This is a genomic window from Inquilinus sp. 2KB_23 (genome assembly GCF_052115705.1).
In the GTDB taxonomy this organism is placed as follows: Bacteria; Pseudomonadota; Alphaproteobacteria; order DSM-16000; family Inquilinaceae; genus Inquilinus; species Inquilinus ginsengisoli_A.
In genome coordinates, this window is record NZ_JBFRHF010000051.1 from 1 (window position 1) to 17392 (window position 17392).

The following is a 17392-nucleotide window of genomic DNA, read 5'->3' on the forward strand; positions in this document are numbered from 1 at the left end:
GGCCGGCGATCGGGGCGTGCGGCCGGTTCGGGTCTCCGGCGGCCAGCGGCAGCCGGCCGTTCGGGGCGCGGGCCACCGCCGGGTGCGGCGCCTGGGGCTCGCCGACGGTCGGTGCGGCCGGGCGCGGCAAGGTCGAGACCGGCGTCAGCGGTCCCTTGGCCAGCTGGTCCGGCGGGACCTGCAGCGCCGCCGGTGCGACCGGCTGGCGTTCGGCCAGCACCCGCTCCGGCACCTCGGTGGCGAAGCGGCGGTTGGCGCCGTTCTCGACGATGGTGGGGCCGTTGTGGATGTTGATCTGGTTGACGTTGACGTTGCGGATGTTGGTGACGTTGACGTTCCGGACATAGGTGTCGCTGACCCGGTAGGACGGGCGGTAGATCTCGCCCGGGCCCAGCGGGTACCAGCCGATCGGCCCCCCATGCCCGGAATGGCTGTCGATGGCGACGCCGATCGCCGCGCCGACGGCGGCGCCGGCGAAGAAGCTGACCAGGGCCGGGGCGTAGACCGGCCGCACCTCGACCGGGCCGGGCAGCCAGCCCCAGCGGTCGTCGACATAGGCCCAGCGGCCGTAATGGAACGGGGCGAAGCCCCAGGGCTGGTCGTCGACCCAGGTCCAACCCCAGCGGCCGTCATACTCCCAGCGGCCGTCGCGGTACGGCACCCAGCCGGCGGGCACCGTGGTCGGGTACCAGACGGTGCCGTAGCTCGGAGTCTCGTGCCAGGTGCCGGCGCCGTCGAGGTCCTGGTAGCCGGTCATCGACCGCGAGACGTAGCGCGGCGCCGCAGCCGCGGCATGCAGCCGGCCGTCGGCCCAGTCGTCCAGCGGGCTGCGGTCGGCCGAGCGGGCCAGGGTGTAGGTGAAGGGGTCGGTGCCGTTGGCGATGCCGGTCTCGCCACCCTGGACGTCGACCGGGCCGTCCGGCCCGCCGGCGATCTGGGCCTCGCCGGAGAACACCACGATCTCGGTGGGGTCCTGGGTGGTGCCGGCGTCGATGCGGTACTCGCCCGGCCGCTGCAGCGTGACCGTGCCGCGCGGCGTGTCGACGGTGTAGCTCTCGCCCGGCTGCATGTCGGCGATGTCGAGATTGACCGACCCCTGGGCCAGCTGGGCCGCGAAGGTCTGGTCGTCCAGCTGCTGGATGTCGAGTTCGCTCTGGTCACCGAGATGCAGCTCGGTGGGGCCGACCTGCAGCTCGGCGCGGGCCTGCGGCTCGGTCCAGAACGACATGCCGGAGGTCACCGGCTGGTTGCGGGCGGCGACGGCCCAGGGCTGGGTCGGGTCGCTGCGCAGCGACACCGCGCCCGAGAGATCGGCGAGCCGGCCGACGCGGGCCGGCGGGTCGTTTGCCGGGGCGTCGTTTGCCGGGGCATCATCCGCCCGGGCGAATGACGCGCCGAGCAGGGCCGCCATGGCGACCCCCGCCAAGATGCGCGATTTCATCCGGTTCCTCCTCGGCTGGCCGGGCGCCGATGACGCCGGCCGGCCACAAATCCCTGTCCGGTGGTGCTGGCGCATGTCCGCTTCCCCGCAGCCTAGACGGCGGCGGCTTGCGACAGCCTGTCCCGAAGATGAACTCGCGGTGAGGTGAGCGGCGCGGCAGGGGATCAGTGCAGCAGGTGGTTGATCTGCGCCTTCAGCTCCGGCGCGTCCGGCATGCGGCCGGCGGCGGCCAGCACGGCGGCGCGCAGGAACAGCGACTGGGCCGACAGCTCGTCAACGCCGTCCTGGGCCTGGGCCATGACCTGCTCGATCTGGTCCAGCCGCTCGGCCATGCGGTCGGCGGTGCCGCCGTCCAGCGGCTTGGTCCCGGCGGCCTCGATCGCCTCCAGCAGGTCGGCGGCGACGATGCGCAGGCCCAGCCAGGCCGTCGCCGCCTCCAGCGACTGGCGCGACCGGCGGCTTTCGCCGCTGCCCAGCCGACCGATCAGCGGCGCCGCCGCGACCAGGTAGCGCCGGGCCTCGGTGCGGGCGTCCAGCGCCTGGGCGGCCTGCACCAGCAGCAGGTCGGCGTCCAGCATCTGGGCCGATTCGGCACCGTGCTCCAGCAGCGCCATGCCGACCAGCTGGTAGCGGCCGGTGCGGACCTGGTCCATCTCGCCCTTGGCGGCATGGCTCCGCATCTGGGCGTAGAGCGCGGTGAAGGGATCCTGGTCCGCGGCCGGGGCGGCCCCAGGCGCGGCCGGCATGGTGACCACCGGCGGCTGCGACCAGCCGCGCAGCGCCTCGACCAGCCGGGCGGTGATCCGGGCCGATGCCGCGGTGCGCGGGTCGGCCGCCGGGTCCGGCTGGGTCGGGGCGATCGCCGCCGGAGCCGGCGGGTTCGGGGCGGGCGCGGCGGGCGCCGTGTTCGAGGCCACGGCGACGGGCGGCTCCGGCGCTGGTGGCGTTGCAGCGGGCGGCGCTGCAGCGGCCGATGCTGCCGCCTCGGGGGTCGGCGGCGTGGCGTTCGCGGTGGTTGCCGGTGCGGGTGCCGCGACAGGTGCTTCGGCGACCGGGGCCGGCACGGCATCGGGGGCGGCGGTCGGAACCGTCGCCGCGGCCGCGGCCGCCGCCGCCTGCGCCAGCGCTTCGGTGGCCAGGGGTGACACGGCCGGCACCGGGTCGGCCGTCACCCCCGGTGCGGCTGGGGCCRTCGCCGGTGCGGCAGGGGCCGCCTCTGCCACTGCAGGGGCGTCCGAGACCGCAGGCGGCGGTTCAACCGCGGCCGGCGCTGCCGGTTCGACCGCGGCCGGTTCCGCGGCCTGGGGCGCCGGAACGGCCGCCGCCACGGCCTCGGCCGACTCCGCAGATTGCAGCGCCGGGACCAGCGGCCGCGGCGCCGTGGTGGCCGGGTCGGCCAGCAGCGCATCGGCCTGGGCCCGGGTCAGCCGGCCGGTGGCCGCGGCCCCGGTCGCGTTCTGATAGCGGGCGATCGCCAGCCGGGTGCCGTCGCCGAACTGGCCGTCGATGGGGCTGCGGTACTGGCCCAGCGCGGTCAGGCGCTGCTGGATCCGGCGCCGCTCGGCAGTGCTCAGCCGCGGCTCGGCCCCCTCCGGCGCCGGCGGGCCGATCAGCGTGTCGGCATGGTTCTGCAGCGCCTGCAGGGTCTGGCGGTCGATCGCGGCGCGGTCGCGGATCGCCGGGGCCTCGGTGCAGTCCGGCCCCTGGGTGGCGGCGCGGGCGTCGATGGTGTCGACGCGCTCGCGCTGCACCGCGATGGTGTCGGCCACGGCCAGGGCGCCGGTGCGCGCCGCCATCGGCTCGGCCCGCTCCAGCTCATGCAGCCGCTGGCCGGTGCGCTCGAGGAAGGCGGCGGTGTCGGACTGGACCGACTGGGCGTCGTCGACCAGGGCCGGGCAGGCCTGCGGGCCGCCGGGCAGCGCGCCGGTCGGGGTCGAGGCGATGCGGTCGGCCAGGCGGCTGGCGCGCCGCGCCTCGGCGTCGAGCCGGTTGGCCAGGTTGCCCAGCCGCTCGCTCTGCAGGTCGGGGCGGCCGCATTGGCCGATGATGGTGGTGTAGGCCGCCCGGGCCCGGCGCAGCTTGGCCGACAGGCCGAGGGCCTGGCGCGCGGTCTGGGTCGCCTGGTCGATCGGGTCGCGGGCGGTGCCGGCGCCGGCGTCGCGCTCGATCCGGTCGATCCGCGCCCGCACCCGGCCGAGGTCGCTCTCCGCCGTGGTTGCCAGCACATGGGCCTCGCCCTCGGTCTGGGCGCAGGTCTGCGACCGGCTCGGCCTGGCCGGCTCCTCGAACTGGCGGCGGATGCCGCTGAAGAAGTCGTCCAGCCCGTCCGCCCGCGCCGTCGCCGGCACGGCAAGGACCAGCGCCGCGACGGCGGCAGCTAGGCTAGGAACGATCCGGGCGATCCTCATGCGGGCTCTTGCTCTTGCGCGTGACCAGGCGGAACGCCGCCGCGGCGCCGACCAGCGTCGCGACGACAATGAGTATGATCAGAACCGGCGCGGCATCTTCAATCCCGAAGATTCGTTTGAGCGCCTCGCCGGCGAACCAGCCGATGCCGACCCAGACCGGCGCCCAGACGATGCCGGAGGCCACGTTGGCGACCTGGAACGGCCCCTGGCGCATGCCCATCATGCCGGCGACCAGCGGGATCACCGCGCGGATCGGCCCCAGGAAGCGGCCGAGGAAGACGCTGATGCCGCCGTAGCGGGTGAAGAAGTCGCGGCCTGTCCGCAGCATCCGGGGATAGCGGGTGAACGGCCAGATCCGCTCCGTCCGGTCCTTCAGCCAGACCCCGATCCAGTACGAGATGGCGTCGCCCAGCACCGCGCCGGCGATGGCCCAGGGGATCACGTTCCACGGGCTCAGCGTGCCCGCCTGGATCAGCGTGCCGGCGGCGACCAGCACCGCGGTGGCGGGCAGCAGGAGGCTGATCACCGCAAAGGATTCGCCGAAGGCGAAGACCAGGATGATCGGCCCGGCCCAGGCGGCATTCGCGCCGATGACGGCGACCGCCTGATCGATGAAACCCTGCACGCGCCCGTACTCTCCTGTGCCCCTATGCCGTGACCGCGGCCTGTGTCGGCGGGAAAAGCGGCAATCAGAGGGCGAGGATGCGGTCCGGCGCGTCGGAGAACACGCCGGCGACGCCGAGGTCGAACAGCTGCTTGGCGCGCTCGGCCTCGTTCACGGTGTAGGCCAGCACCGGCCGGCCGGTGGCGCGGTATTCGGCGATGGTCTCCGCCGTCTCCTTCTCATGGGAGATGTTGATGGTGGCGGCGCCGATGGCGTCGGCATTGGCGGCCCACACCGCCGGCCGCTCCCAGATCAGGTAGCCGCGCGGCCAGTCCGGCGCGACCTCGCGCGCCTTCAGCAGGCTCTCGATGGCGAAGCTGGAGACCAGGGGCGCCGGGCGGTCGGCCGGCCACAGCTTCAGCGCCGCGGCCAGCGCCACCTCCGCGGTCTCGACCTCGCGGCCGGGGCAGGGCTTGATCTCGATGTTGACGGCGAGATTCAGCTCCAGCGCCAGGGTCAGCACCTCGTCCAGGGTCGGGATGCGCTCGCCGCGGAACTCCGGCGCGAATTTGCGGCCGGCGTCGAGCATCCTCACCGCCGCGAAGTCGGAATTGGCGACCGGGCCGCTGCCGTCGGTGGTGCGGTCCAGCGTGTCGTCATGGATCACCACCGGCACCCGGTTGCGGGTCAGCTTGACGTCGAACTCGACCATTGGCACGCCCAGCTGGGCCGCCTTGCGGAACGAGGCCAGGGTGTTCTCGGGCGCGTGCGCCGCGGCGCCGCGATGGCCGATGACTCGGGGCAGGGTCGGGGTCATGGGCGGGTCTCCGAGCCTAAGGCACTGCTGGGATGCGGGTTTTGCGGCGTGAACCAGGGCGATCCGGCCCGGTCGGATCTGCGGACCATGGTGGCGGCGCGTGTCGACGATGCCCCATCAGGTGCCATCGTCGCCGAGCCGGCGTCAAGGGCGGGGTGCGGCCATGACGGCGCGGCAGGTCCGCTGCGACTCCCCCTCGCCGCGACAACCGTGCTAGATGGGCGCCGATTCGAAGATCGGACGAGACCCATGGGATTCAATTGCGGCATCGTCGGCCTGCCCAATGTCGGCAAGTCGACGCTGTTCAACGCGCTCACCTCCACCCAGGCGGCGGAAGCGGCGAACTATCCATTCTGCACCATCGAGCCGAACACCGGCCGGGTCGGCGTGCCCGACCCGCGGCTGGACAAGCTGGCGGCGATCGCGGGGTCGGCCAAGGTCGTGGCGACGCAGCTCGAGTTCGTCGACATCGCCGGGCTGGTGCGCGGCGCCTCCAAGGGCGAGGGCTTGGGCAACCAGTTCCTGGCCAACATCCGCGAGACCGACGCGGTGCTGCATGTGCTGCGCTGCTTCGAGGGCGAGGTCACCCATGTCGAGGGCTCGGTCGACCCGGTGCGCGACGCCGAGATCGTCGACACCGAGTTGATGCTGGCCGACCTCGAGGGGCTGGAGCGGCGGGTGCAGACCGCGGCCAAGCGCGCCAAGGGCGGCGACAAGGACGCCAAGGCCGAGATCGAGCTGATGGAGCGGGCGCTGGTGGTGCTGCGCGAGGGCAAGCCGGCCCGCACCGTGCAGCTCGCGGCCGATGAGCGCGAGCCGTTCCGGCGCCTGGCGCTGCTGACCTCCAAGCCCGTGCTCTACGTCTGCAACGTGTCCGAGGACGAGGCCGCGACCGGCAACGCCCATTCGGCGCGGGTCGAGGCGATGGCGAAGGCCCAGGGCGCCGAGGCGGTGGTGATCTCGGCCGCGATCGAATCCGAGCTGGCCCAGCTCTCGGCCGAGGAGAAGCAGGAGTTCCTGGCCTCGATCGGGCTGGAGGAGCCGGGACTGAACAAGGTGATCCGTGCCGGCTACAAGCTGCTGGGCTTGCTCACCTTCTTCACCGTCGGGCCGAAGGAGGCGCGGGCCTGGACCGTGCGCGCCGGGGCCGCGGCGCCGGAGGCGGCGGCGGAGATCCACAGCGACATCCAGCGCGGCTTCATCAAGGCCGAGACCATCGACTACGACAGCTTCGTAGCACTCGGCGGCGAGCAGGGGGCGAAGGACGCCGGCAAGATGCGCCAGGAAGGCAAGGACTACGTCGTCCGCGACGGCGATATCTTCCACTTCCGCTTCAACGTCTGAGAGACCGTCTGGAAATGCTACTGGCGCGGCCGTCTGACGGCGGTTTCTCCGCTTCCGGTGCTCACGGACCCAAACGTCCGCTGCGCTCCGGTTCTCGAAACCACCGCCAGCCGACTCACGCCAGCGCATTTCCAAACGGTCTCTGAGGGGTGGTCGCGGGTTTCGCGACCACCTCCGGAGCCTATCCCGCGGTGCAGGTAGTGCTGGCGGCGCCGGCGATGCGGCTGTAGGTCGCCTGGCCGCCCTTGTCCCAGAACTCGGCGCCGTAGGGGTTGGTGTAGCGCGCGCCGCTGCCCGAGATCGCGCGCTGCAGCGTCACCGTGTTGCCGCCATCGGCCAGCACCAGCGCGTCGCCGGTGAAGCCGGCGGACAGGCGGGTGCCGTCGGCGCAGCGGTAGCCGACGGTCTGGCTCGCGATCGCTTCGGTCTTCGCGCTCGGGTTCGGGGTGTCGTCGCCGCAGGCGGCCAGCGCGGCGAGCGCCAGCGCGCAGGGGATCAGGGTCAGGCGGCGGGTCATGGCAGTCTCCTCGATACGGCCCGGCGCCGACGGCCGGGCGGGCAATTGCCCCTCTGCAACCCCGCAGCCGGCTGTTTGTTTCGCGCCCGCACGCCGCAAGATGAACCTTGTCGGACAATTATCCCATCAGGCCTTTCCCTCGGGACATCCGGCCCACATCTTGGATGAAGAAGAGATGTGGAGGAGACGCCGATGCGAAGCCCGTTCGCGGCCCCATTCCTGAGCGCTGCTGCCCTGCTCGCCGCCATCCCGTTCCTGGCCCTGCCCGCTGTGGCCCAGGACATCGCGCCCGGCACCCGGTTCGAGGTCCGGCCCGACGCCCTGCCCAAGCCCTATGCCACCGATGCGGTGGCCAACAGCTCCGAGACCGTGGCCCGCACCGATGCGATGCGGCCGCAGGTGCCGAAGGGGCTGACCGCCACGCTGTTCGCCGACGGCCTGTCCGGCCCGCGCGAGCTGTTCGTGCTGCCCGACGGGTCGGTGCTGGTGTCGGAGCCGGAGGCCGGCCGCATCACCCGGCTGGTGGCGGCCGCGGGCGGCGGCAAGGCCCAGGCCGCGCCGTTCCTGACCGGGCTGGACCAGCCCTACGGCATGGCGCTGCGCCAGGATGCGCTCACCATCGCCGATCTCGACGGGCTGTGGCGCCTGCCCTATGCCGCGGGCGACGCCAGGGCGCAGGCCAAGCCGCAGCGCATCACCCCGGACGGCGCCTTCGACGGCGGCCGGGGCCACAGCAGCCGCAACCTGCTGTGGGATCCGGCCTCGGACCGCTTCTTCGTCGCCATCGGCAGCCGCAGCAACATCGCGGAGGAGGCGGCGCCGCGCGCCACCATCCAGGTCTTCGCCGCCGACGGCTCGGGCGGCCGCACCTACGCCTCCGGCCTGCGCAACCCGGTGGCCATGGCGCTGCAGCCGGGCACCGGCAAGCTCTACACCGTGGTCAACGAGCGCGACGGCCTGGGCAACGGGCTGGTGCCGGACTACCTGACCTCGGTGCAGGAGGGAGGCTTCTATGGCTGGCCCTACTCCTATATCGGCCACAACCCGCAGCCGGACCTGGCGGCCAAGCGGCCCGATTTGGTGCAGAAGGCGATCGTGCCCGACCTGCTGTTCGAATCGCATTCGGCGCCGCTCGACCTGGTGTTCTACGAGGGCGCGATGTTCCCCGACTGGCGCGGCGACGCGCTGGTGACGCTGCACGGCTCGTGGAACCGGGCCGACCCGATCGGCTACATGGTCGCCCGGGTGCCGTTCCGGGACGGCAAGCCGCAGGGCGGCTACGAGGCGCTGGCGACCGGGTTCCGGCTGAACCGGGGCAACGAAGCCGCCCAGGTCTGGGGCCGCCCGGCCGGGATCGCGACGCTGCCCGACGGGTCGATCCTGGTCTCCGACGACGAGGGCGGCACCATCTGGCGCATCGCCAAGGCGCCCTGAGAGCCTGCCCGATACCGCTGCTGGCGTGGCCGTCTGACGGGGGCCTCTCGGCTTCCGGTGCTCACGGACGACCATGTCCGCTGCACGCCGGTTCTCGAAACCACCGCCAGCCGACTCACGCCAGCGCAGTCTCGGACAGGCTCCGGGGCGGAGGACGAGGGGCTTAGTTCGAAGGCGTCGAGTGGAGTGTTGAAGTCGGGTTCGATATGGATCTGGCCCTTCATGAGGCCGAACCGGATCCCGGCCGGCTTGCCGTCATCCAGCGGCACCAGCTTGGCCAACGGCCTGCCTGATTTGGCGATGACGAAGTGTTCTCCTTTGCTCGTCCGATCGACGATCTGCGAGAACCGGGTCTTGGCTGCGCGGCGCCGGCAGCCTGAGCGGCGGCGGGGTCGGGGCGCCCTCGATCCCGTACCAGGTGTCATCTGCAACCGATCCATCAGAGCGTCGGCAGCCTGCAGGTCTTCGATCTGACGCTGTGACCCGGGAGCGGCCGGCCGATGCCGCCTCGGGCTGCGCCGGGCGGCGCCATTGACAAGTGTGGGCGCTGCCCGGATTATTGGTTGTGTTCCCGATACAGGCACAACTTTAGATATGTCGATGCCATCGGCCCCACATCTTGCGGCCCCGACCTAGATGGTCGCCCGCATCGCCACGGTCGCCTTCCAGGGCATCGACGTCGCGCCCGTCGACGTCCAGGTCCAGGTGTCCGGCGGGTTTCCCGGCATCACCGTGGTCGGCCTGCCGGACAAGGCGGTGGCGGAAAGCCGGGAACGGGTGCGGGCGGCGCTGCATGCCCTGGGCCTCGCCCTTCCGCCCAAGCGCATCACCGTCAACCTGGCCCCGGCGGACATGCTCAAGGAGGGCAGCCATTTCGACCTGCCGATCGCGCTCGGCCTGCTCACCGCGCTCGACGTGCTGCCGGTGCAGGAGATCGGCCAGTACATGGCGTTGGGCGAACTGGCGCTGGACGGGGCGCTGACCCCGGTCGCGGGCGTGCTGCCGGCAGCGCTGGGCGCGGCCGAACGCGGCCTCGGCCTGATCTGTCCCGCCGCCTCGGGGCCGGAGGCGGCCTGGGCGGCCGATGCCGACGGCCGGATCGACGTGCTGGCGGCGCCCACCCTGCTGGCCCTGATCAACCACTTCAAGGGCACCCAGGTGCTGGCCGCGCCGCAGCCGCTGCTGGCGGCGCTGGACGGGCCCGGCCCCGACCTGCGCGAGGTCAAGGGGCAGGAGACGGCGAAGCGGGCGCTGGAGATCGCGGCGGCGGGAAATCACAACCTCTTGATGATCGGGCCGCCCGGATCCGGCAAGTCGATGCTGGCGGCGCGGCTGCCCGACCTGCTACCGCCGCTGTCGCCGGCCGAGGCGCTCGAGGTCTCGATGATCCATTCGGTGGCCGGGCTGCTGGAAGGCGGCCGGCTGATGCGCCGCCGGCCGTTCCGCGACCCGCACCATTCGGCCTCGCTGCCCGCCCTGATCGGCGGCGGGATGCGGGCCCGGCCGGGCGAGATCTCGCTGGCGCATCGCGGCGTGCTGTTCCTCGACGAGCTGCCGGAATTCGCCCGCGCCACGCTGGAGGCGCTGCGCCAGCCGATGGAGAGCGGCCGGGCGGTGATCGCGCGCGCCAACTCCCATATCACCTACCCCGCCCGGGTGCTGCTGGTGGCGGCGATGAACCCGTGCCGCTGCGGCTATCTCGGCGACCCCGGCCTGGGCTGCGGCCGGGCCCCGCGCTGCGGCCAGGACTATCAGGCGCGGCTGTCCGGCCCGCTGCTCGACCGCATCGACCTGCATGTCGACGTGCCCGCCGTGTCGGCCGCCGACCTGTCGCTGCCGCCGCCGGCCGAGGGCACGGCGGAGGTGGCGGCGCGGGTGGCCGCCGCGCGGCAGCTGCAGGTGGCGCGCTATGCCGCCGACGGCATCACCACCAACGCCGAGGCCGACGGGGCGGTGCTGGAGCGGGTGGCAGCCCCCGATCCGGCCGGCGCCGTGCTGCTGACCCAGGCGGCGGAGCGGCTGCGCCTGTCCGCCCGCGGCTACCACCGCGTGCTGCGCGTCGCCCGCACCCTGGCCGACCTGGCGGGCGCCGAAGGCATCGGCCGGGCCCAGATCGCCGAGGCCCTGTCCTATCGCCGGCTGGCCGTGGCGGGGTAGGACCCCATCGGCCTTGCTCGATGCCGCTGCCGGGCGGATCGGCGCGGTGAGGTTTATCGTCCGCCATCGCCGAACATGCCCTCGGCTCAAGTCCGGGCATGGCAATTAAAATACCCGTAAAATACCAGGCCGACCCGCCACCGCCGTCGGTCAAGTCCAGACTGGATGAAAGGACGACAATCCCTTCCGTTTCACTCGATTTCTGTGGATCCTCAATCGGAAGGGCTTGGCAACGGATTGGAACTTTGGAACCCTAATGGTGTTCGATTCTCACCGATATCAGCGATCCGATTTCAAACACCTTTTGGGAGCCCGCGGATGCGATCGATCTGCCTTGCCTTCGCCGCGCTGCTGGCCGGCGCCTGCGTGCCGCAGCCGGTTCCCAAGAACTTCGTCGTAGTGAGCACGGTCAACGAGCGCGACGCCCTGGGCGCCCAGGCCACGGCGGACTTCTATTGCGGCAAGACCGGGCGCGTCGCCCTGGCGACCGACCGGCAGTGGAACTACATCGGCTTCCAATGCATCGTTCCGGCCAGCACGGTGGTGGCCCAGACGCCGATCCCCGCGCGGTCGGAGCCGTCTTCGGACTAGTGAGAAACGCGGGCTTGGGCCAAAAAAGTAGAGGAGCCGCGCAAGGGCGGCTCCTCGTTGTGCTCTCTTGTCCGCAGGCTCACCCGACGATGCCGGGTTGCCATTCTGGCGGAGGTCGCCGCAAGGGCGTTGCGGCTGGCCAATACGCGTTACCGGCTGTGCCGACCACGTGAGAAAAGGATGCGCCCCCGGAACGATCGGATCAAGGGGGTCGTCGTGCGCTGCAGCAAAGGTCAGCCTGGCTGTCCAGGGCCCTGCGCTGGGGCGGCCGCGGCTACGCCGACTGGGTGGTCTGGGCGACCTTGGTCATGAACTTCTCCGCCGCCTTTTCCGCCAGCAGCGGCGCCGCCTCGGCGATGGCGTCGACCAGCGGATCCAGCCAGGGCTCGTCGGATTTGGCGAAGTTGCTCAGCACCCAGCCATGCACCCGGTCCTTGTGGCCGGGATGGCCGATGCCGATGCGCACGCGCCAGAAATCGGGGCCGATATGGGCGTCGATCGAGCGCAGGCCGTTGTGGCCGGCGGTGCCGCCGCCCTTCTTGACCCGCAGCTTGCCGGGGGCGAGGTCGAGCTCGTCATGGAAGACCACGACGTCGGCGGGCGTCAGCTTGTAGAAGCGCATCGCCTCGCCGACCGACCGGCCGCTCTCGTTCATGTAGGTCATCGGCTCCAGCGCCAGCACGCGCTCAGGCCCCAGGCGGCCCTCGGCCAGCCGGCCCTGGAACTTCAGCTTCCAGGGCGAAAAGGAATGGCGCTCGACGATGTCGTCGAGCGCCATGAAGCCGACATTGTGCCGGTGGTAGGCGTATTGCGCGCCGGGATTGCCGAGGCCGACGAACAGCAGCATCGAACCCTCCCAGGCGCGCAGCAGCCAGGATCCTTTCGGATCAGGCCTTCGCCGCCGGCTCTTCGGCCGCCGGGGTTTCCCCCGTCGCGGCGGCCGCGGCCGCCTCGGCCGCCTCGGCGCGGACCGCCGACGGCGCCGCGACGGTGGCGATCACGAAGTCGCGATCCTTGACCGCCACCTGGACACCGTCCGGCAGCTTGATCGCGCTCATGCGCAGCGAATCGCCGATCTCGGCGCCGGACAGGTCCAGCGACAGGAACTCGGGGATCGCCTCGGCGCTGCAGACCAGCTCGACATCGTGGCGCACGATGTTCAGCACGCCGCCGCGCTTGAGGCCCGGCGACGCCTCTTCATTGATGAAGTGCACCGGCACATCGGCATGCACCCGGGTCTTGTCGCTGACGCGCAGGAAGTCCAGGTGGATCGCCTTGTCGCTCACCGGGTCCAGCGCGATGTCGCGCGCCAGAACGTGGTGACGCTCCTTGCCGATCTCGATGTCGTAGATATGGGTCAGCGCGGCGGGGTCGCGCAGGATCTTCAGCAGCGACTGGGCGTTGACGCTGAACAGAACCGGCGGCTTGTTGTCGCCGTAAATGACGCCCGGGATCATCCCGGCCCGACGCGCTGCCCGTGCTGCCCCCTTACCGGCTCGGTCGCGCGCCTCGGCCGTGATCTTGATGGTTTCGGCCATAGGTCTCTCCTCGAATGGAGACGCCGGCCTCCAGGGGTGCCGGCGTCGTTACGGCGTGATGACTGTCACGCAAGCGCGGTCGTCTACCAGAAATGGCCCCGCCGCGCAACGGCGGGGCCGGCATGCCGCCCCCGCCTGTCAAGTGCCGGGAGATCGTTCGAGAATGCGCTCGGCGTGAGTCGGCTGGCGGTGGTTTCGAGAACCGGAGCGCAGCGGACGTTGGTCCGTGAGCACCGGAAGCGGAGAAACCGCCATCAGACGGCCGCGCCGGGCGCGTTATCGGACGATCTCACCAAGCGGGAAGGATGGCGCCCTTGAACCGGGTCTCCAGGAACTGCTTCACCTCCGGCGACTGGTAGGCCTCGACCAGGGTCTTCAGGTCGGCCCGGTCCTTGTCGGCGGCGCGGGCGGCGACGAAGTTGCCGTAGGGGTTGTCGGTGCGGCTCTCGGCGATCAGCGCGTCCTTGCGCGGGTCCAGCCCGGCGTTCAGCGCGTAGTCGGTGTTGATGATGGCGCCGTCGAGGTCGGGCAGGGCCAGGGCCAGCTGCGCCGCGTCGAGCTCGGAGAACGCGAATTTGTGCGGGTTCTCGGCGACGTCGAGCAGCGACGGGTTCAGGCCCTTGCCGGCCGACAGCTTGATCAGCCCATGCGCGGCCAGCAGGTTCAGCGCCCGGCCGCCGTTGCTGGGGTCGTTCGGGATGCCGATCTTGGCGCCGTCCGGCAGCTTCTCCAGCTTGTCGAACTTCTTTGAGTACAGGCCGATCGGCTCGACGATGGTGAAGCCGATCGGGACGATGTGATAGCCGCGGGCGGCGATCTGGGCGTCGAGATAGGGCTTGTGCTGGAAGGCGTTGGCGTCGAGGTCGCCGTTCTCCAGCGCCTCGTTCGGGATGGCGTAGTCGGAGAAGGTGACCAGCTGGACGTCGAGGCCGTGCTTGGCGGCGACCTGCTTGGCGACCTCGGCGATCTCCTCCTCGCTGCCGCCCATGACGCCGAGCTTGATGCTGGCGGCGAAGGCGCTGCCGGCGGTGGCGGCGCTCAGGGCGAGCCCCAGCGCCAGGCCGAACAGGCCGCGCTTCAGCGGGGAAAGGGACATGGTGTGCTCCTGCATTCGAAAGATGAGGCCGGCGGCGGTGCCGCCGCGTCCTGCTATGGTTAGGCTTAGGCGCGGGCCTGTTCCGGCCGGCGCTGGCGGCGGCTGATCGTGGTCAGCGCCGCATGGGCCGCTCGCCCGGCCGCCCGGGTGGAGCGGAACAGGCGGCCTTCGAGCGGCGTGAAGGCCGCGTCGGAGGCGTAGAAGCGGAAGCCGCGGGGCTCGCGGGTGATGATGCCGGCGGTCAGGCCGCCGGCGACGATGATGAAGGCGTCAGCCATCGAAAGATCCTCTCGGGGGGCGCCCGGAGGGGGCGCTGCGTCTGGTCGTGGCGGAAGGCGGCGGGACGGGGCCCGCGATCAACACCCGGGACAGGCGCAACACATCCGGCGCAGCGGGGCTTGGCCCGGTGCGGCGGCGGAGAGGAAGGTCAGGGTCGAACTCATGATCGGCTCCTCAGCATCACGTGCCGGAACCACGAACTCACGTCGTGGCGCTTTAGCGTTTGATGACGCGGCGCAAGCTGCTTCCGTCAAAATCCCGCGGGCCCGAAGACCGATGCGAACCTCGAACATACGCGAGGTTGTGTCAATAATAAAAAAACAACATATGCATTGTGCTGTTTATTCTTCGTCATCGCGAGGAGGCGAAGCCGACGGGCGATCCATCGCGCCGCGGGCAAGGCGTCGGGTCCCGTGTACCCGTTTTGTTTCACGTGAAACATTGTCTCACGCCGGGGCATGGATTGCTTCGCTGCGCTCGCAATGACGGAGAGAGGGCGAGGCAGGTCGCCGGCAACGCCGCCTCACGGCCGGCAACGAAAAAGCCCGCCCGGTGGGACCGGGCGGGCTTCTCGCGTTCTACAGGCCGGAAGCAGGCTCAGCCTTCGCTGCGCCGCCACCAGCCGCGCTTCGGGGCCTCGGGCGGCTGGTTGACCACCTGGTTGGCCTCGACCGCCAGATTCTCCGGCACCGGCTCCGGTTCGGGTGCAGCCGCCGGCTCGACCGGCGCGGCGCCATTGACCGGTGCCGCGGCGGCCGGCTCTGCCGCCGCTTCCTCGGCCACCGGCTCCGGCGCCGGCTCGGCCGCGACCTCGACCACCGGGTCGGTCTTCTTGCGGCGCGGGGCGCGACGCTTCGGCTTCGGCGCCTCGGCTTCGGCCGGTGCGGCCTCCGCCACGACCGCTTCCACCACCGGGGCCTCGACCACGGCGGCCACCGGCTCGGCGGGTGCTTCGGTCACGGCCCCGGCCTGGGCCTCGACCACCGTCTCGGCATCGTCCGCCTTCCGGCGACGGCCGCCGCGGCGACCGCGACGGCGGGCCTTGTCGTCCTCGGCCTGGGCGGCAGCGGCGGCGTCGATATCGGCCGGGACCGGCTCGGGCGCCGCAGCCTCGGCCACGGGGGCCTCGGCGACGGTCACTTCGGCCACGGCGACGTCGGTCGCACTGACCTCGGCGGTGACCGCTTCGGTCTCCGGCTCGGCATGCGCCGCGGCGTCGCCGGCCTCGACGGTGAACGGCTCGATGCCGCGGCCGTCATCGGCCTCGCCGTCGCGCGGGTCGTAGCCGAAGCTGCCATCGGCGGCGACGGCGGCGGGCTGGTCGGCGCGATGGCCCTCGTCGCCACGCCGGCGACCGCGACGACGGCGGCGGCGTTTTCCGCCACGGCCCTCGCCATCGCCCTCGGCAGCCCGAGGATGGCTCTGCTCGGGGCGCGGCTGCGGCGGGCGGCCCTGCTGCTGCTGGCGGCCCTGCTGCGGCGCCGGCTGGCGCTGCTCCTGCACCGGCTCCTCCGCCTCCTCGACCTCGACCTCGTCTTCCTCGACCTCGTTCTCGAACGCGGCGTCGGTCTCGGCCATGATCCGGGCGGTGTTGTCGATCGGCACCACCATCTGGCCCGGCAGCTCCTCGACCCGGGCGCGGGTGCGCTCGATCCGGTGGGCCGGCGGGATCAGGCTGTCATCGGCCTCGATCAGCACCCGCACGGCGTAGCGCCGCTCGATGTCGGCCAGGGCGTCGCGCTTCTGGTTGAGCAGGTACAGCGCCATGGCGGTGGCGACATGCACCGTGACCTCGGAGGCGCGCTTGCGGATGCCCTCCTCCTCGATCGCGCGCAGGACGGACAGCGCCGCGGAGCCGGTGGTCCGGGTCATGCCCAAGCCCCCGCAATGGGCGCAGGTCTCGAAATGCGTCTCCATCAGGCTCGGGCGCAGCCGCTGGCGCGACAGCTCCAACAGGCCGAAGGCGCTGATCCGGCCGAGCTGGATGCGGGCGCGGTCCTGCCGCATCGCCTCCTTCAGCCGATGCTCGACCGCCTTGTTGTGGCGGTCGTCCTCCATGTCGATGAAATCGATGACGATCAGCCCGGCCAGGTCGCGCAGCCGCAGCTGGCGGGCCACCTCGTCGGCGGCCTCGAGGTTGGTCTTGTACGCCGTCTCCTCGATGTTCCGCTCACGGGTCGAGCGGCCGGAGTTGACGTCGATCGAGACCAGCGCCTCGGTCGGGTTGATGACGATGTAGCCGCCGGAGCGCAGCTGCACCACCGGGCTGTGCATCGCGTCGATCTGGCCTTCCACGTTGAAGCGGTGGAAGAGCGGGACGTCCTGGTCCAGGTAGGGCTGCACCTTCTTGGCATGGCTCGGCATGAGCATGCGCATGAAGTCCTTGGCGGTGCGGTAGCCCTCCTCGCCGGCGACCTGGACGTCGTCGATGTCCTTGGAATAGAGGTCGCGGATCGCCCGCTTGATGAGGTTCGCCTCCTCATGGATGGCGCAGGGCGCGGTCGACTGCAGCGTGGTCTGGCGGATCGAATCCCACAGGCGCAGCAGGTAGTCGAGGTCGCGCCGGATCTCCAGCTTGGTGCGCTCCAGCCCCGCCGTCCGCAGGATGACGGCCATGCCTTCCGGCACGTCCAGATCATCCATGATCGCCTTCATCTTCTTGCGATCCTTGGGATTGGCGATCTTCCGGCTGATGCCGCCGCCGCGCGGCGTGTTCGGCATCAGCACGCAGTAGCGGCCGGCGAGCGACAGGTAGGTGGTCAGCGCGGCGCCCTTGTTGCCGCGCTCCTCCTTGGTCACCTGCACCAGCATGATCTGCCGGCGCTTGATGACCTCCTGGATCTTGTAGTTGCGGTAGTTCGGCAGCTTCGAGCGGCGGTCGCGGGCCTCCTCGGCCTCGTCGCCGCCCATCACCTCGACGCTGGTCTCGCGGTGGCCGTCGTGACCGTTGCCGTCCTCGCCCCCGGCGGGGGTCGGGTCGTCGCCCTGCGGCGCCTCGGTGGCCGGGGCCAGGCCGACCGGGCCGCTGTCGCCCTCGGACGACACGGTCTCGCCGAACACGTCCTCGCCCGGGGTCTCGCTGCTCGATCCGCCGAAGCTGTCGGCGGCCTCGCCTGGGGCGGCCTCGCTCGGGCCGGCCTCGGCCGTCTCGGCGCGGGCCGGGCGG

General features: G+C 71.6%; 14 protein-coding genes and 1 pseudogene. 4 read left to right on the forward strand and 11 right to left on the reverse strand.

Going from position 1 to position 17392, the window contains the following annotated elements:
- The 4 genes from AB4112_RS35265 to AB4112_RS35280 all read right to left on the reverse strand — a co-directional run.
- On the reverse strand, nt 1–1441 hold a 1441-nt coding region (locus AB4112_RS35265; protein WP_441727066.1), incomplete at its 3' end, for a DUF6600 domain-containing protein.
- A gap of 164 nt (nt 1442–1605) precedes the next feature.
- Nucleotides 1606–3849 (reverse strand): peptidoglycan-binding domain-containing protein, encoded by a 2244-nt coding sequence (locus AB4112_RS35270; RefSeq protein WP_441727068.1) that lies wholly within the window; start codon nt 3847–3849, stop codon nt 1606–1608.
- Nucleotides 3824–4474, reverse strand: coding sequence for a DedA family protein (locus tag AB4112_RS35275; RefSeq protein WP_441727070.1), 651 nt, complete (start codon nt 4472–4474; stop codon nt 3824–3826). Before AB4112_RS35275 ends, AB4112_RS35270 begins: the two co-directional genes overlap by 26 nt.
- A gap of 64 nt (nt 4475–4538) precedes the next feature.
- On the reverse strand, nt 4539–5270 hold the full coding sequence (locus tag AB4112_RS35280) for a glycerophosphodiester phosphodiesterase family protein (RefSeq protein ID WP_441727072.1): 732 nt from the start codon (nt 5268–5270) through the stop codon (nt 4539–4541).
- 249 nt (nt 5271–5519) lie between these two features.
- Here AB4112_RS35280 and ychF point away from each other — a divergent pair, with 249 nt between their 5' ends.
- On the forward strand, nt 5520–6614 hold the full coding sequence (ychF, locus tag AB4112_RS35285; RefSeq protein ID WP_441727074.1) for a redox-regulated ATPase YchF: 1095 nt from the start codon (nt 5520–5522) through the stop codon (nt 6612–6614).
- A 181-nt stretch (nt 6615–6795) separates the two neighbouring features.
- Here ychF and AB4112_RS35290 read toward each other — a convergent pair whose 3' ends face one another.
- The gene (locus AB4112_RS35290) at nt 6796–7131 is read right to left on the reverse strand and encodes an MliC family protein (RefSeq protein WP_309800677.1); all 336 of its coding nucleotides are present in this window, start codon (nt 7129–7131) and stop codon (nt 6796–6798) included.
- Nucleotides 7132–7323: 192 nt separating this feature from the next.
- Here AB4112_RS35290 and AB4112_RS35295 point away from each other — a divergent pair, with 192 nt between their 5' ends.
- Nucleotides 7324–8565 carry a PQQ-dependent sugar dehydrogenase gene (locus AB4112_RS35295; protein ID WP_441727076.1) on the forward strand — a complete coding sequence of 414 codons (1242 nt, stop codon included), beginning with the start codon at nt 7324–7326 and terminating at the stop codon, nt 8563–8565.
- 266 nt (nt 8566–8831) lie between these two features.
- On the opposite strand, the pseudogene AB4112_RS35300 reads toward AB4112_RS35295, so the two are convergent.
- A pseudogene (locus tag AB4112_RS35300) lies at nt 8832–9005 on the reverse strand (type II toxin-antitoxin system Phd/YefM family antitoxin); the annotation flags it as partial.
- Nucleotides 9006–9201: 196 nt separating this feature from the next.
- Here AB4112_RS35300 and AB4112_RS35305 point away from each other — a divergent pair.
- On the forward strand, nt 9202–10722 hold the full coding sequence (locus AB4112_RS35305) for a YifB family Mg chelatase-like AAA ATPase (protein WP_441727078.1): 1521 nt from the start codon (nt 9202–9204) through the stop codon (nt 10720–10722).
- A 318-nt stretch (nt 10723–11040) separates the two neighbouring features.
- Nucleotides 11041–11313, forward strand: a complete 273-nt coding sequence (locus AB4112_RS35310) for a hypothetical protein (RefSeq protein WP_309800671.1) — start codon at nt 11041–11043, stop codon at nt 11311–11313.
- 274 nt (nt 11314–11587) lie between these two features.
- Here AB4112_RS35310 and pth read toward each other — a convergent pair whose 3' ends face one another.
- The 5 genes from pth to AB4112_RS35335 all read right to left on the reverse strand — a co-directional run.
- Entirely contained in the window at nt 11588–12160 is a 573-nt protein-coding gene (pth, locus tag AB4112_RS35315) for an aminoacyl-tRNA hydrolase (protein WP_441727080.1), read from the reverse strand.
- A 40-nt stretch (nt 12161–12200) separates the two neighbouring features.
- Complete coding sequence (locus AB4112_RS35320; RefSeq protein ID WP_309800668.1) at nt 12201–12851, reverse strand: 50S ribosomal protein L25/general stress protein Ctc; 651 nt, start codon at nt 12849–12851, stop codon at nt 12201–12203.
- A gap of 289 nt (nt 12852–13140) precedes the next feature.
- Nucleotides 13141–13947: a MetQ/NlpA family ABC transporter substrate-binding protein gene (locus AB4112_RS35325; RefSeq protein ID WP_309800666.1), complete on the reverse strand. Its 807-nt coding sequence runs from the start codon at nt 13945–13947 to the stop codon at nt 13141–13143.
- 65 nt (nt 13948–14012) lie between these two features.
- Nucleotides 14013–14225: a hypothetical protein gene (locus AB4112_RS35330; RefSeq protein ID WP_309800665.1), complete on the reverse strand. Its 213-nt coding sequence runs from the start codon at nt 14223–14225 to the stop codon at nt 14013–14015.
- 598 nt (nt 14226–14823) lie between these two features.
- Nucleotides 14824–17392: Rne/Rng family ribonuclease (locus AB4112_RS35335; RefSeq protein ID WP_441727083.1), on the reverse strand; the 2569-nt coding region annotated here is incomplete at its 5' end.

What these genes read in the sequence shown, in the direction of transcription:
- AB4112_RS35280 (WP_441727072.1), bottom strand. Translation starts at nt 5,270, where the DNA reads ATGACCCCGACCCTGCCCCGAGTCATCGGCCATCGCGGCGCCGCGGCG.
- ychF (WP_441727074.1), top strand. Translation starts at nt 5,520, where the DNA reads ATGGGATTCAATTGCGGCATCGTCGGCCTGCCCAATGTCGGCAAGTCG.
- AB4112_RS35290 (WP_309800677.1), bottom strand. Translation starts at nt 7,131, where the DNA reads ATGACCCGCCGCCTGACCCTGATCCCCTGCGCGCTGGCGCTCGCCGCG.
- AB4112_RS35295 (WP_441727076.1), top strand. Translation starts at nt 7,324, where the DNA reads ATGCGAAGCCCGTTCGCGGCCCCATTCCTGAGCGCTGCTGCCCTGCTC.
- AB4112_RS35305 (WP_441727078.1), top strand. Translation starts at nt 9,202, where the DNA reads ATGGTCGCCCGCATCGCCACGGTCGCCTTCCAGGGCATCGACGTCGCG.
- AB4112_RS35310 (WP_309800671.1), top strand. Translation starts at nt 11,041, where the DNA reads ATGCGATCGATCTGCCTTGCCTTCGCCGCGCTGCTGGCCGGCGCCTGC.
- pth (WP_441727080.1), bottom strand. Translation starts at nt 12,160, where the DNA reads ATGCTGCTGTTCGTCGGCCTCGGCAATCCCGGCGCGCAATACGCCTAC.
- AB4112_RS35320 (WP_309800668.1), bottom strand. Translation starts at nt 12,851, where the DNA reads ATGGCCGAAACCATCAAGATCACGGCCGAGGCGCGCGACCGAGCCGGT.
- AB4112_RS35325 (WP_309800666.1), bottom strand. Translation starts at nt 13,947, where the DNA reads ATGTCCCTTTCCCCGCTGAAGCGCGGCCTGTTCGGCCTGGCGCTGGGG.
- AB4112_RS35330 (WP_309800665.1), bottom strand. Translation starts at nt 14,225, where the DNA reads ATGGCTGACGCCTTCATCATCGTCGCCGGCGGCCTGACCGCCGGCATC.